Raw genomic sequence first — 13598 nt, 5'->3', positions numbered from 1 at the left:
ACTTATCCTATCTGAACAATGAAACTAGAAACCTCAAGGTTGATTTTAAACGGTATCAATGAACAGCATACCGAAGATATTTTAAAAATCCGAAGCAATCCGGAGGTCAATAAATTTGTGAAAAGGGTTTCACCGAAGACAAATTATGATGCCCTTCAGTTTATTTTAACGATTAAGGAAAGAGTTCAGAATAATCAAACCGTGTATTGGGGAATTTCTTTAAAAGATCAGTTGAATCTTATCGGAACAATCTGTCTTTGGAATTTTTCTGCAAACCGGAAAACAGCAGAAGTTGGTTATGAATTATTGCCGGAATATCACAGACAGGGAATAATGTCTGAAACATTGAAAGCAGTTTTAGATTTTGGGTTTAACGAATTGCATTTACAGGAAATTGTAGCGATTACCAATAAAATTAATGAAAACTCAAAAGGACTTCTTGTAAAACATGACTTTATTTTGTTAGAGGGAAAGAAAGATGAAGGCTTTCCGGATAACATTATTTTTAGTTTAAAAAGACCGTCCGGTAATGAATAATATAAAATCTAACAGGTTTTTTCTATCTTTATCGCCGATTGAAATTATATATGAAAAATGAAATAAAATCTTTAACGGGGCTTAGAGGGGTTGTTGCATTATGGGTAGCTTTTTTTCATTTTAGTTTTTTTAGAAATGAATTCATTCAGGATATAGTAGGGAAAGGGTATGTGGCAGTGGATATCTTTTTTGTATTGAGTGCTTTTTTATTGACTGTTTCTTATTCTGGAAAATTTAAAGAACTTAATTATAAAACAATAGAAATTTTTTATAAAAAAAGAATCAATAGAATTTATCCTGTATACATTGTATCGGTTGTTTTTATTGCATTGTTTTTAATGAAGACTTCTATAGCAGGGCTTCTGATTAATGCGACCTTATTACAATGCTTTTTTAATCCTGATTACCTGCTGAATGTTGTCTATTGGTCGCTAAGTACAGAGTGGGTTTGTTATTTGATTTTTCCGTTTATACTATGGTTTGTCCTGCATTATAAAATACGAAGCGAAGTTTTAATTATTGCAAGTTTGGTTTTGAGATTTATGCTTCCCTATCTCCCAGGCCATTTGTATATAGGTTCTGAACATTCCATGGAAGTAGGCGAATCACCAAGATATCTTGATCTTCCTTATGGTCTTGTTTCCCTTCTGAGAACAGTATCTTCTTATTTTCTTGGAATTGGGGTTGCTCTTTTACCACTATTTAAAATGAAGAAGGATACCCTCGTTATTTATATCATTCTCTTACTGTTTGTATCTATGTTGTTTATTGAAAAAGGATTGTTATTTATTCCTTTATTATCAGCATTGATGATAAAATATCTGTATGAAGGAAAGCAAAACTATTTAAAAACATTTTTAGAAACCAAGGCAGTGTATTTCCTGGGGAATATTTCTTATTCGCTATATATTATCCATTATATTGTGAAGAAGCAGGATTTCGTTATTGTGCATTCTTATCATCTTAATAATCTGTTATTGATATCTTTTTCGTTGTTATTATCCTATGTTTCTTATATGCTGATCGAAAGAAAACTGAAGATATTTAAAGTATAATGCAGGCCCTTATTTTAATATTATTATTTTTGCAGTATGACGTGGACAGAAATTTTAGCCCCTATAAAGAGTACAGAATACTTTACAACCCTTTGGGAGAAAGTAAAGAATGAATATGCAACAACTAAAGTTTTTCCACCGAAAAATCAGATTTTCAGAGCACTGGAGCTGACGGCTTTTGATGATGTTGAGGTCGTTATTATTGGTCAGGACCCTTACCATAATGATTTTCAGGCCAATGGTTTGTGTTTTTCTGTTTCTGAACAGGTTACTGCACCGCCATCACTTAAAAATATTTTTATTGAGTTAAAGGATGATTTAGGAGTGGTGAGAACTTCCAAAGAATTGGATGACTGGGGAAGACAAGGTGTTTTGTTGCTGAATGCTACGTTAACGGTTCGCGCTCATTCACCCAATTCCCATAAAGATCTGGGTTGGGAAAAATTCACCAATTTTATCATTAAAGAAATTTCAGATAAAAAAGAGAATGTAGTATTTGTTTTATGGGGTGCTTTTGCACAAAAAAAAGCCGAACTCATAGATCCGGCTAAGCATTTTATTCTGAAATCGGCGCACCCTTCACCATTTTCTGTATACAGAGGTTTTTTTGGGAGTAAGCCTTTCTCAAAAATTAATGAGTATCTTGTTTCCAAAGGCAAGAAGCCTATTTCGTGGTAGAATCTGTTGATTGATCTGCCTTTTTTATTGTAATTCCGATTTTATATTTTCCGGCTAATGCTTTTGTTCCGTCCTGTTGTTTTGGATATGGAGCAACATCTTGTAAGGTAATGGTATACCCATTGAATTCTGCCGACTGGCGGTAATTCCTTCCCGGATAATCTATGCTTGCAAGATTCAGAATCATAGGTCGTGTAGAAGTTCCCATTACTTCCACCTGAGCAAGAGCGGCTCCGGCCCAGATACAATTGACTCCTTCAGGACAACGGCTGTCTTCAGAAACCCCTTTGAATGTCACATTCATCTGGTATTCTTTTAAAAACTTATTTTCTCCTTCATTCAGGTATATAACACCATCTTTCTGACTATTAGTGCTTGTTGTTTTAGTACCTGCAGGCATTTCAGTAGTTTTTGTGTTAATCTTAGATTTCTTTTGGGCATCGCAACCTGTTAATGCGAAAATTCCCAGACTGAGTATGATAATTTTATGGAACATAGTTTCTTATATTTTAATTAAATAACGTTAAACATATTAAGAAGTACTACCAAAAACATTGCCACTCCTACCACAAAACTGAATCCGGTTCCGTAAATGAATCCAATCAGTGCTCCTTTGGTAGATTGTAAGGCTTTATTCATATCCTTACTGTCATGAAGTAATTCACCAATAAATACCCCTGCAAACATTCCTATCAGGAAACCCAGGGGAATCGGAATAAATATACCAACAATAGTTCCTATTACAGACCCGATGCTTCCCCAGCGTGTACCTCCATATTTTCTGTTGGTTTTTGCAGGAATGACATAACTTAACACTACAGATGCTGCTGTAAGAATTCCGAATGCCCAGATATAGATCATAGGAAGATCCGCATCCGTCCCGAATTTATAGATCAGAAGCCCGCAGATGCTCAGCAAAAGCCCCGGCAAAACAGGAAGAAAAGTTCCCAATATCCCTACAAACAGGAGAATAAGGCAGAATATATTAATAATTGTCGTATCCATTCTTTTAAAATATAGATGCAATATAAAAAAAGTGGCCTTATAAAAGACCACTTTGAGAACTGAGTTATAAAATTTTATTACAAATTTAAGATTACGTATTCCAGAATCGGTCCTGCTTTACCGATATTTCCACTGGCGTGGTTATGGAATGTGGTATAGTAGATATTTCCACTGCTTGTAGTTGCTGAACATGATCCCACATAATCACCATGTGCCTGGTGGGCGTTCCATGCATTCTGATTAATGGTAATGGTAATATTGTTACCACTTGCCGTATGATGGCAGATTGTCATCTGATTATTGTTTAACGATGTTCCGACAGGTGTTTTAGGAGCTGTTGCATTTACATACTTATTGGTTCTTATCATCAATGGTTCATTATCTTTCTGTACCAATACTTCCCAGAACAAAGGATCATAATACTGGATTTTTTGCCACAAAGGCTGATCATACTGAATATCTAATGTGCTAAATCCTATTGCTGAAGCCATAGCAGTATTGGAAACGCTACAGTTATTATACATCGCACTATTACCATTGGTATTAAAACAGATCTTTGTAAGATCCAGAAAGCCTCCATAAACACCGCAGTATGGTGCATTTTTATCTCCACCTACCAGATAGGCTGCAGCCCAGTCTGAAGTATAAATGCTTCCACCATTCGTGATAAAAGTAGAGAGATTACTGAAAACAGAAAGGTCATTACTCGGATAATTGGTTCCTGAGTAATTGAAGTTACGTGAACCACAGTTCAGGAAAATAATATCGTACTGAGAAATGGTGTTGAAGTTTTTTAAATCCTGATAGCTAATTTCTGTTGCTGTATAACCAAGACTTGTAATTATAGTTTCTATTTCGTCATAACTGCCTTCTACATAAGCTATTTTTGCAATCTGATTCAGCTTTGAATCTTTGCTTGCTACACTGGTTGTTTCATTTTTTTTAACGGTAACTGGAACTTCTGTTCTGAAGTTTAAACCATTTCCTGTCTGAATGTGAAGTGTAGAGTTTCCTTCAGGTGCAGTTAGACTGAATGTACCATCTGCATCGGAATAGGTGTGGTAAACCTGATTTTTACTATCAATAGTAAATACAATAGCTCCTCCAATAGGTTTTGTTCCGTTTTTAGCAAATACTTTACCTTCTACTGTTCCGGTGGGTATCGGTTTGGTGTCTTCGGGATTGATTGACTCATCTCCACCTTTACAGTTTGCTAACAGTACAAGGCTGCACAGCATGATGAACAAGTAATTTTGTTTCATATTTAATTGATTTTTATGGGTTAGTTTTAATCAAATTTAATAATTTTTTAATATTAAAACGTTAAAATTGTAATTGTTTTTAATATTATTTACTTTATGTTGATTTTTATAGTTAAATTTTCATTTATAATCAGGGGTTGTAGAGGATTTGATATTTTTCAGTTTTTCTCAAAAATATTTTTATCAAATATCTTCTGATGAATAACTTTTGGGATGAAAATTGATTATGAATAGTAAAATGATGATTCTTAATTTCATAAATTTGCTGTAATGAATGACCAGTTACAAGAAACTAAAAACTTTATACAGGAGCTGAGCGAACAGCTTTACATTTATATTACCCAGATATCACCTTCCGGGTTGGACTGGGTTTTCCATATTATTGTAAAACTGAGCTTACTTGTTGTCCTGTTTTTAATTACTGATTTTGTTTTTAAGTTCATCATCAATTTTGTATTCAGGTTATTTCATAATGAACAGAAATTTCCCATCTTAAAATCTATTTATCAGGCCAAAATCACCAACTCTGTAGCTCATTTTGCTGCTCTGATTGCTGTAGCTGGCATCCAGGGATCCATATTTCCGGAAAATGCGCTGCCGAAGACAACCATTTTTATCATAAGATGTATCAATCTGGGATTGGTATTAATGTTAGCAGGAATGCTTTACAGATCACTGACGGCTTTCAGAAACTATTTCAGCATCAAACAGGATTTCTACAAGATTATGGCGCTTAATGCCATTTCAGAAACTGTAAAGATTTTAGGACTTTTTATATTTACCGTAGTAGGGTTTTGTGTGATTTTTGGGATCAAAGGAACCACAATCGTAGGAAGTCTTGGGGCGATTACAGCAGTGCTTGTACTGGTTTTCAGAGATACAATATTAGGATTTGTAACAGGACTTCACGTTGCCACTTCTAAAAATTTAAAAGTAGGAGACTGGGTAAGCATTCCAAAATATACTATTGAAGGGAATATTACGGAAATAAATCTTTTAACGACTAAGATCACCAATTTTGATAAAACGGTTTCCACTATTCCTACTTATGATTTGATGACCACTGAGATCAAGAATATGCAGGTGATGTCTGAATCTAATACCCGAAGAATAAAAAAATCCATTTACTTCAACATCAATTCTTTTAAGTTTCTGACTGATGAAGATGTTGAGCGCTTAAAGGAGATTAACCTGATTTCAGATTATCTGGAAGAAAGGACTTCAGAGATCAAAAAAGAAAAAGAAAGCCTTGAACATAGAGATAAAATTGTGAATGGAAGGCAGCTTACCAATATCGGTGTTTTCAGATATTATGCACAGAAATATATTGAAAATGATCCGGATGTAGACAAAAATGGAACCCGAATGGTACGTCAGCTAGAGATTACCCCGCAAGGGCTGCCCCTTGAAGTGTATTGTTTTGCCAGTGACTCTCAATGGGAACGTTTTGAACAGATTCAGGCCGATATTTTTGATCACTTATTAGTCGCTTCAAAAGAATTTGAACTTCAGGTGATGCAGGTAAGTGTAAAAGTGTAAAAGAGCTGGAAGACGGAAGAAGGAAGCTGGAAGTTTCAGAACCTTTTAAACAAATTTTAAATTAAATTTTTAAATGATCATAAATGTGGAAGACCAATAGAAGTACAAAGTCTGGATTTACTTCCAGCCCCATGCTTCCACCTTCTAACATCTTATATCTAACATCTAAAATAAAAAATGACAAAACTAAGCGTAAACATTAATAAAATTGCGACGTTAAGAAATGCAAGAGGAGGCGAAACCCCAAGTGTTACAGAAGCTGCTGTAAAAATTCAGGAATTCGGAGGGCAGGGAATTACCATCCACCCAAGACCTGATGAAAGGCATATCACAAAAAAAGATGTCTATGATCTGAAACCGTTAGTTACGACTGAATTTAATATTGAAGGAAATCCACATCAGAGTTTTATTGATATGGTATTGGAAGTGAAGCCGGAGCAGGTAACTTTAGTGCCGGATGCTGATGATGCAATTACATCTAATGCAGGCTGGGATACTAAAAAACATCTTGATTTCCTTACAGAGATTATTGCAGAATTTAAAAAATCAGGGATCCGTACTTCTGTTTTCCTTGATCCTTTGCCGGAGTTGGTAGAATATGCTGCTAAAACAGGCGCAGACAGAATAGAACTGTATACCGAAGCTTACGCAAAAAATTATCTGACCAATAAAGAACAGGCTATAAAACCTTATTATGACACAGCGGTTGAAGCTACCAATTTTGGATTGGGAATCAATGCAGGTCATGATCTAAGCTTAGAAAACCTGAAATACTTTGCAGACACCATTCCAAACCTGTTGGAAGTATCTATCGGACATGCTTTGGTTTCAGAAGCACTTTATATGGGATTGGAAAATACAGTTCAGGCTTATCTGAAGAGACTGGCAAAATGGTAATAATTAAGAAACCGGAAGTTAGAGATTAGAGGTTGGTAAAACTTCGTTTTTGGCTCTCATGTGTTTTGCAGGTTTATAATGCAAACAATGCTACAGGGACTTATTATCTGACTTCTGATTTCTTACATCTAACTTCTAATACAATATGGAAATTTTAAATTCAAAAATATTCGGCGAAAATTCAACTCATACGCCGCTTCTTGTATTTCACGGATTATTTGGAATGCTTGACAACTGGGGAAGTTTCGGAAAAGATCTGGGAGAATATCTACCCGTACATCTTATTGACCTTAGAAACCACGGAAGAAGCTTTCATTCAGAAAGTATGTCTCATGACGATCTGGCAGATGATATTGCACACTATATGGATCATTATGGAATTCAGAAAGCTCATGTTTTAGGACACTCTCTAGGAGGTAAAGCAGTGATGCAGTTTGCTATAAAATATCCTGAACGTGTTGAAAAACTGATTGTTGTTGATATTTCACCTAAAGCATATCCGCCACACCACCAGGGAATTATCAAAGCGCTTGAAATTGTTGATTTCAATACCGTAGGTTCAAGAAATGATGTAGAAGCAGTTCTGAACCAATATATTCCAGAAAAATCTACCGTACAGTTTTTAACGAAAAACCTGTATTGGGATGAAAATAAAAAGCTGGGCTGGAGATTCAATCTTAAAACATTATCTGAAAAATATAACGAATTTGTTTCCAATGCTGTTAAATTCGGTGTTTTTGAAGGTGACTCACTCTTTATTGCGGGCGAAAAGTCCAATTATATCCTGCCTCAGGATGAATTTGGGATCAGACAGCAATTTCCTAAAGCTAAGGTAGTTACAGTGAAAAATGCCGGACACTGGGTACAGGCAGAGAATCCGGTTGATTTCGCAAACGTTGTTAAAGAGTTTCTTGAATTGAATTAATTTTATTCTTTGATTTTTTATATTATGTTAAATTTTTATTAAAAACCAATATTATTTCTCCATGATTTGAATTTTTTGTATTTTGGATTTCCAAAACAATAAAAATATTAACTTATGGAAAACAAAAATTCAAAAAAGAAGCCATTTTTTGCGTCATTCTTAGAAAAACAGGTTAAAGATCCTGAAACAGTAAAAGGAGGAGGTATTACTTCTGTATTGGTAGATCAGATTACTACATCCCTTCAGGACCAGATCACTACACCTCTTAAGGATAATGTTACCAAGCCTGATAATGATAATGTAACGATGAAATATCCTTCTGATGGGGATGATGATGTTTTAGATGTGTAAGAATATACATACAGCTTAAGCTAAATTATATATCAAACTAAAACTAAACATTATGAAAAACCAAAACTCAAAGAAGAAGCCTTTTTTCGCATCATTCTTAGAAAAACAGGTTAAAGATCCTGAGACAGTAAAAGGAGGAACTGATATGTCAATTCCTGAAAGAGACGTTATTACAAAACCGGCAATAGACGTTGTAACTTCTCCGAAAGATGATATGATGCACACGCTGAAATATCCATCTGACGGTGATGATGATGTAATCACTATTCCACTATAAAATCAGTAGAATATTTAATAAATAGTAGGGGAAACTTAAACATTAAGTTTCCCTTTTTAATAAAAACCGGCAAATGATTCTCTGCATCACCCATTCACAGGATTTTTATAATATCGATATCTTTTTCGAATACCTGGCCTCCAAAAATATCCCTTATTTCAGACTGAATTCTGACCGATTGAATCACCTTCAGAAAATCAGCATTCATGAAAATTCATTTGAATTGACTGATGAATATGGAAATACTATTCATTCTGATGCGATCAAAGGAGTATGGCACAGGAAAGCATGGAGAATCAGTGCTCCTGAAGAATTGGATAAGGACTATGAACGAATTTTCCTGAACGAATATGGAAGCCTGCGTTACAATCTGATCACTGCCTTAGAGCATATTCCCTGGATCAACCCTTATGAAAATGAAAAAAAAGTAGATGGGAATAAGATATTTCAGCTGAAAATTGCAGAAAGAAATAACTTAACCATTCCCAAAACTGTATTTTCCAATGATGAAGAGAAAATAACAACATTTTTTCATCAATACTGTCAGGGGAAAGCAATTGCCAAGCTTCATGGAGTAACAGCGAAAACGATGTCAGGAGAAAATATGATGTCCACTACAATTATTGAAGAGGAATCACTTGAAAACCTTGCAGACATTGCTTACTGTCCAATGATTTTTCAACCCTACATCGACAAAGAATATGAATTGAGAATCGTCTATGTAGGCGGTGATTTCTTTACAGGAAAGATCAATAACAGTGAAAATGCAGATTGGAGGGTAGCTCGTGAAGGCTATTTCTGGTCAGCTTACGAACTTCCGGATTTCATTAAAACCAATCTCACTTCCATGATGAATGAAATGGGACTTTATATAGGAGCCATCGATATGATCAAAGGGAAAGATGGAGAATATTATTTCCTTGAAGTTAATCCACAGGGAGAGTGGGGAATGCTGCAAAAAGAACTGGGATTTCCCATTGCAGAAAGAATTGCCGATAATCTTATCAACAGAATCAATTTCCATGAATAAAATTTTAATTATAACCCATACCGCAGATAATTTTTCTATTGAAAAAGTAACAGAATACATTGAAAAAAATAACTGTGAAGTCATTCGTTTTGATGTTGACGTCTATCCTTTACAAAACAAACTGTCTACCATTTTTCAGGATGGAGAATGGATAAGTTTTCTTGAAACTCCAGATGCAAAACACCGTTTGGATGATATTTCAGCCATCTGGTACAGAAGAGCTTACAATATCGGAAAAGGACTGAAAGAGGAAATGGACTCTAAGTTTTACGGTGCGGCAATGGGAGAAATCAGAAATACACTTTTCGGTTTCTTTGAATCTGTGGATGCTTATTCTTTAGGAAAACCAAGTGTGTACAGAAGACTCGACAGTAAAGAAGAGCAATTGAAAATTGCAGATAAACTAGGGCTGACCATTCCGGCTACATGTCTTACCAACAATCCTGATGAAGCCAGAAAATTTATTCTGAAACATCAGAATGTAGTGGCGAAAATGCAAACCGGTTTTGCCATCTATGAAGACGGTGTGGAAAATGTAGTGTTTACTAACGTTGTCAGCGAAGATAAACTGGAAGAACTGGATTCATTATTGTACTGCCCTATGCAATTCCAGCAAATGATTCAAAAGAAAAAAGAACTTCGTATTACCATTGTGGGAAGAGATGTTTATGCATTTGAAATAGACTCCCAGCAATCTGAAGATGCCAAAGTAGACTGGAGAAAAGATGGAATTAATCTGATTGATAAATGGAACAGAACAGAACTTCCTGGAGATGTAGAAGCAAAACTGCTTGAACTTCTTGATATCTATAACGTAGATTACGGAGCGATAGACATGATTGTTTCCCCTGAAGACGAATATTATTTCATCGAGATCAATGCAGCAGGAGAATTCTTCTGGCTGGATAATCTTACAGAAGGAAACCTTATTTCCAAGAGTATTTCAGACGTTCTGTGTGACAAAGCTCCAAGGAGAAATAATGAGGTAATGGCTTAAGAACAAAGTGTTTTTAATCATAGAAGTCCTGAAAGTTGTATATTCTTTCAGGACTTTTAAATATAATAACCTGTTGTGATTTAAATTTTTCCTGTATGTTGATTTCTGAGTGATAATATTGGTTAAATAAAGTTGAATTATGCTTTAAAAATCGCAAATTTGCAGAAGCAGTTTTTCTAAGGAATTTTTGCCGGATCCGGAAGAATTGCCGGATAGAAAATATTGTTATATTTTAGTCAGTAATCAAGTAAAATAATTAATGATTTTTGTAACGGGTGCTACCGGAATTCTGGGAAGAATAATTGTACTGGAGCTTCTTAAAAGGGGTAAAAATGTACGTGCTTCCAAAAGACCGGGCAGCAATTTAAACGAAGTAAAGCATTCATACAGCTTTTATACAGAGAATCCCGACGATTTTTTCAACAAGATCGAATGGGTAAACGTAGATTTTGATGATCTCAATTCTCTGACAACAGCACTGCGAGGTGTGGATGAGGTGTATCATTGTGCCGCAAAAGTGAGCTTTCATCCCAAAGATGAAAAAGAAATGTACCGTACAAATATTAAAGGTACAGAAAATCTCCTCTTTGCATGTGAAGGATCAGACGTTAAAAAATTTCTTCATGTGAGTTCCGTTGCCGTTCTTGATAATTTTAATGAAAAAGGAGAACTGGACGAAGATTCTGACTTTAATCCAAAACTGGAACACTCTGCCTATGCTATTTCAAAACATTTATCTGAGATGGAAGCATGGAGAGCTTCAGCAGAAGGCTTGAATGTAGTTATTATCAATCCGGGAATGATCGTAGGAAGCGGAAACTGGAATCAAAGCAGTGGAGAACTTTTCTCAACCTTTGAAGATAACAGTTTTACTTTTTCAGGAGGTTCTGCCTATGTTGATGTAAGAGACGTAGCCCATACTGCAATCGGGCTCATGGAAAATAATCTTTTCGGAGAACGTTTTATCATTGTTGCTGAAAATAACAGATATGCCGACCTGGCAAAACAGGTAAGAACCCGTCTGGGGCTTAAAGATGCCAGAATTCTTTCACAATCCATATTAAATATCGGAAGAATAGCCAATATCCTTTTCGGATGGCTGATTCCCAAACTGAAAATGGCTACCAAATCAAATATTGAAGCCATTTCTTCATTCAACACCATTTCCAATCACAAAGTCAAAGAAAAACTGAACTATCAGTTTATTCCTGTAAAAGAAAGTATAGACTTTCACCTGAATAATTATATTAACGACAAAAAGCTGAAGAAATGAATCTTGCAGAGGCAATTATCCTTAAAAATGTAGAAAAACATCCTATAAAAGCAGCCATCGGATTTAAAAAGAAAGATGGAGCCTGGAAAGAGCTGAGCTGGAAAAAATTCAGTGAGGTTATTTTTAAAACAGCCAATGCTTTAAAGGAAGCTGGAGTTCAGGAGAATGACAGAGTTGCTATTTATTCGGATAACTCATCAGAATGGATGATCGTTGACCTGGCTTCAATGGCCATTGGCGCCGTTACGGTACCTATTTATTCAACCAATAATGCGGAGCAGGCAGAACATATCATTAACGATTCCGGAGCTAAAGCTGTTTTAGTAGGAAATCAGATGCAGTATGATGCCTGTCTTGAGTTTTTACATAATGAAGAAAACAATCTTGAAACCATTATTGTTTCTAAAAAAGCAGTATGGATCAAGAAAGAATTCAATAGTTTTTATCTTGAAGATTTTATCGCAAAAGCTTCTCCGGAGCTGGAGATATACAAAAAGGAAAATGATGATACTGCTACATTGATCTATACTTCCGGAACTACCGGAATTCCGAAAGGGGTAATGCTTACTCATGGAAATTTTATCAAAGCATTTGATTCTCATTTTGAATTTTTTAAGTTTAAAAACTTCGAGGAAGAACTTTCGCTGGCATTCTTACCATTAAGCCACGTTTTTGAAAGAAGCTGGAGTTTATTATGCTTATATGGCGGAGCTCGTGTGTATTTCCTGGAAGATCCGAAAAATGTAGCCAAAGCACTGGAAGAAGTAAAACCTACTGCCATGTGTGCGGTACCGAGGTTTTTCCAGAAAGTATATGCAGGAGTTCTGGAAAAAGCAGAAGAAGGTTCATCATTGAAGAAGAAAATCTTCGACTGGGCTCTTAAAACCGGATGGGAAACTGCTGAATTGAGAAGAAATGAAAGACCAATTCCTTTTGGATTAAAATTCAAAGAAGCTGTCGCAGACAGATTGGTTTTCAGTAAAATAAAAGAAAAAATGGGTGGAAGACTTTGGTTCTTACCTTGTGGAGGAGCTTCATTGTCACCGGAAGTTACCCGTTTCTTCGATTCAGTGGGAATTCACGTGACAGTAGGTTATGGATTGACAGAGACTACTGCAACATTGACACTTTTCCCTTTAACACATTTTGAACATGGTACGAGCGGAAAGCCTTTACCGGGTGTTGAAATGCGTATCGGGGAAAACGATGAAATTCAGGCGAGAGGAAATGGAATCATGAAAGGATATTATAATAAACCTGAAGAAACCCAGAAAGTATTCACAGAAGATGGATGGTTCAAAACCGGTGATGCCGGAAAGTTCGATGATAAAGGAAATCTTATTATCACAGATAGAATCAAAGATCTGATGAAAACTTCCAATGGAAAATACATTGCTCCACAACAGATTGAAAATCTTCTGACCAACAATAATTTTATCCAGCAGATTATGCTGATTGCGGAAGGAAGACAGTTCGTTTCAGCGTTGATTGTTCCAAATTTTGAATTTTTACAGGATTATATTAAAAAGAATGGTATTCCTTTCACCAATTGGGAAGATGCTGTAAAAGATGAAAAGATCATCAACCTTTATAAAGAGAAAATAAAAGAATTACAGAATCACCTGGCGGACTATGAAAAAGTGAAGAAATTTACTTTGATGCCGGCAGAATTTGATATCAATACAGGAGAAATTACTCCTACACTGAAAGTCAAAAGAAATGTAGTGATCAAAAAATACGCGGATATTATAGAGAAAATGTACTAAGAAGTA

General features: G+C 35.5%; 15 protein-coding genes. 12 read left to right on the top strand and 3 right to left on the bottom strand.

Going from position 1 to position 13598, the window contains the following annotated elements:
• Positions 1-18: 18 nt before the first annotated feature.
• Genes CHRYMOREF3P_RS07780 through CHRYMOREF3P_RS07770 form a run of 3 tightly spaced genes read left to right on the top strand, consistent with a single transcriptional unit; the run spans position 19 to position 2270 of the window.
• Complete coding sequence (locus CHRYMOREF3P_RS07780) at positions 19-537, top strand: GNAT family N-acetyltransferase (protein ID WP_077418376.1); 519 nt, start codon at positions 19-21, stop codon at positions 535-537.
• 50 nt (positions 538-587) lie between these two features.
• On the top strand, positions 588-1592 hold the full coding sequence (locus CHRYMOREF3P_RS07775) for an acyltransferase family protein (protein ID WP_077418378.1): 1005 nt from the start codon (positions 588-590) through the stop codon (positions 1590-1592).
• A 36-nt stretch (positions 1593-1628) separates the two neighbouring features.
• Entirely contained in the window at positions 1629-2270 is a 642-nt protein-coding gene (locus CHRYMOREF3P_RS07770) for a uracil-DNA glycosylase (protein ID WP_047378498.1), read from the top strand.
• On the opposite strand, the gene CHRYMOREF3P_RS07765 is transcribed toward CHRYMOREF3P_RS07770, so the two are convergent.
• The 3 genes from CHRYMOREF3P_RS07765 to CHRYMOREF3P_RS07755 all read right to left on the bottom strand — a co-directional run bounded on the left by CHRYMOREF3P_RS07765 (position 2257) and on the right by CHRYMOREF3P_RS07755 (position 4537).
• On the bottom strand, positions 2257-2766 hold the full coding sequence (locus tag CHRYMOREF3P_RS07765; protein WP_077418380.1) for a hypothetical protein: 510 nt from the start codon (positions 2764-2766) through the stop codon (positions 2257-2259). The genes CHRYMOREF3P_RS07770 and CHRYMOREF3P_RS07765 overlap by 14 nt on opposite strands.
• A 17-nt stretch (positions 2767-2783) precedes the next feature.
• Positions 2784-3275 (bottom strand): DUF456 domain-containing protein, encoded by a 492-nt coding sequence (locus CHRYMOREF3P_RS07760; RefSeq protein ID WP_077418382.1) that lies wholly within the window; start codon positions 3273-3275, stop codon positions 2784-2786.
• 77 nt (positions 3276-3352) lie between these two features.
• On the bottom strand, positions 3353-4537 hold the full coding sequence (locus tag CHRYMOREF3P_RS07755; protein WP_228408883.1) for a carboxypeptidase-like regulatory domain-containing protein: 1185 nt from the start codon (positions 4535-4537) through the stop codon (positions 3353-3355).
• A gap of 270 nt (positions 4538-4807) precedes the next feature.
• On the opposite strand from CHRYMOREF3P_RS07755, the gene CHRYMOREF3P_RS07750 reads away from it, so the two are divergent.
• The 9 genes from CHRYMOREF3P_RS07750 to CHRYMOREF3P_RS07710 all read left to right on the top strand — a co-directional run bounded on the left by CHRYMOREF3P_RS07750 (position 4808) and on the right by CHRYMOREF3P_RS07710 (position 13592).
• Positions 4808-6076 (top strand): mechanosensitive ion channel family protein, encoded by a 1269-nt coding sequence (locus tag CHRYMOREF3P_RS07750; protein ID WP_180564323.1) that lies wholly within the window; start codon positions 4808-4810, stop codon positions 6074-6076.
• A gap of 177 nt (positions 6077-6253) precedes the next feature.
• A complete protein-coding gene (locus tag CHRYMOREF3P_RS07745; RefSeq protein ID WP_077418386.1) occupies positions 6254-6973 on the top strand; it encodes a pyridoxine 5'-phosphate synthase in 720 nt (239 codons plus the stop codon).
• Between the two features lie 145 nt (positions 6974-7118).
• Entirely contained in the window at positions 7119-7898 is a 780-nt protein-coding gene (locus CHRYMOREF3P_RS07740; RefSeq protein ID WP_180564322.1) for an alpha/beta fold hydrolase, read from the top strand.
• 114 nt (positions 7899-8012) lie between these two features.
• On the top strand, positions 8013-8249 hold the full coding sequence (locus CHRYMOREF3P_RS07735) for a microviridin/marinostatin family tricyclic proteinase inhibitor (protein ID WP_077418390.1): 237 nt from the start codon (positions 8013-8015) through the stop codon (positions 8247-8249).
• Between the two features lie 52 nt (positions 8250-8301).
• The gene (locus tag CHRYMOREF3P_RS07730) at positions 8302-8526 is read left to right on the top strand and encodes a microviridin/marinostatin family tricyclic proteinase inhibitor (protein ID WP_047387582.1); all 225 of its coding nucleotides are present in this window, start codon (positions 8302-8304) and stop codon (positions 8524-8526) included.
• Positions 8527-8599: 73 nt separating this feature from the next.
• The gene (locus CHRYMOREF3P_RS07725) at positions 8600-9556 is read left to right on the top strand and encodes an MvdC family ATP-grasp ribosomal peptide maturase (protein WP_180564321.1); all 957 of its coding nucleotides are present in this window, start codon (positions 8600-8602) and stop codon (positions 9554-9556) included.
• Complete coding sequence (locus tag CHRYMOREF3P_RS07720; protein ID WP_077418394.1) at positions 9549-10553, top strand: MvdD family ATP-grasp ribosomal peptide maturase; 1005 nt, start codon at positions 9549-9551, stop codon at positions 10551-10553. Before CHRYMOREF3P_RS07725 ends, CHRYMOREF3P_RS07720 begins: the two co-directional genes overlap by 8 nt.
• Before the next feature lie 259 nt (positions 10554-10812).
• Positions 10813-11826, top strand: coding sequence for an NAD-dependent epimerase/dehydratase family protein (locus CHRYMOREF3P_RS07715; protein WP_077418396.1), 1014 nt, complete (start codon positions 10813-10815; stop codon positions 11824-11826).
• Positions 11823-13592 (top strand): AMP-dependent synthetase/ligase, encoded by a 1770-nt coding sequence (locus CHRYMOREF3P_RS07710; protein ID WP_180564320.1) that lies wholly within the window; start codon positions 11823-11825, stop codon positions 13590-13592. Before CHRYMOREF3P_RS07715 ends, CHRYMOREF3P_RS07710 begins: the two co-directional genes overlap by 4 nt.
• The last annotated feature ends 6 nt before the right edge of the window (positions 13593-13598 follow it).

Source organism: Chryseobacterium sp. JV274, assembly GCF_903969135.1.
Classification (GTDB): Bacteria; Bacteroidota; Bacteroidia; order Flavobacteriales; family Weeksellaceae; genus Chryseobacterium.
The sequence above is the reverse complement of the archived record's forward strand: the minus strand, read 5'-3'. Positions and strand labels throughout refer to the sequence as shown.

Bases quoted from the DNA above. Each gene is read 5' to 3' on its own strand.
- CHRYMOREF3P_RS07780 (WP_077418376.1), top strand. From the start codon at position 19: ATGAAACTAGAAACCTCAAGGTTGATTTTAAACGGTATCAATGAACAG.
- CHRYMOREF3P_RS07725 (WP_180564321.1), top strand. From the start codon at position 8,600: ATGATTCTCTGCATCACCCATTCACAGGATTTTTATAATATCGATATC.
- CHRYMOREF3P_RS07765 (WP_077418380.1), bottom strand. From the start codon at position 2,766: ATGTTCCATAAAATTATCATACTCAGTCTGGGAATTTTCGCATTAACA.
- CHRYMOREF3P_RS07745 (WP_077418386.1), top strand. From the start codon at position 6,254: ATGACAAAACTAAGCGTAAACATTAATAAAATTGCGACGTTAAGAAAT.
- CHRYMOREF3P_RS07735 (WP_077418390.1), top strand. From the start codon at position 8,013: ATGGAAAACAAAAATTCAAAAAAGAAGCCATTTTTTGCGTCATTCTTA.
- CHRYMOREF3P_RS07750 (WP_180564323.1), top strand. From the start codon at position 4,808: ATGAATGACCAGTTACAAGAAACTAAAAACTTTATACAGGAGCTGAGC.
- CHRYMOREF3P_RS07715 (WP_077418396.1), top strand. From the start codon at position 10,813: ATGATTTTTGTAACGGGTGCTACCGGAATTCTGGGAAGAATAATTGTA.
- CHRYMOREF3P_RS07755 (WP_228408883.1), bottom strand. From the start codon at position 4,537: ATGAAACAAAATTACTTGTTCATCATGCTGTGCAGCCTTGTACTGTTA.
- CHRYMOREF3P_RS07760 (WP_077418382.1), bottom strand. From the start codon at position 3,275: ATGGATACGACAATTATTAATATATTCTGCCTTATTCTCCTGTTTGTA.
- CHRYMOREF3P_RS07710 (WP_180564320.1), top strand. From the start codon at position 11,823: ATGAATCTTGCAGAGGCAATTATCCTTAAAAATGTAGAAAAACATCCT.
- CHRYMOREF3P_RS07730 (WP_047387582.1), top strand. From the start codon at position 8,302: ATGAAAAACCAAAACTCAAAGAAGAAGCCTTTTTTCGCATCATTCTTA.
- CHRYMOREF3P_RS07720 (WP_077418394.1), top strand. From the start codon at position 9,549: ATGAATAAAATTTTAATTATAACCCATACCGCAGATAATTTTTCTATT.
- CHRYMOREF3P_RS07770 (WP_047378498.1), top strand. From the start codon at position 1,629: ATGACGTGGACAGAAATTTTAGCCCCTATAAAGAGTACAGAATACTTT.
- CHRYMOREF3P_RS07775 (WP_077418378.1), top strand. From the start codon at position 588: ATGAAAAATGAAATAAAATCTTTAACGGGGCTTAGAGGGGTTGTTGCA.
- CHRYMOREF3P_RS07740 (WP_180564322.1), top strand. From the start codon at position 7,119: ATGGAAATTTTAAATTCAAAAATATTCGGCGAAAATTCAACTCATACG.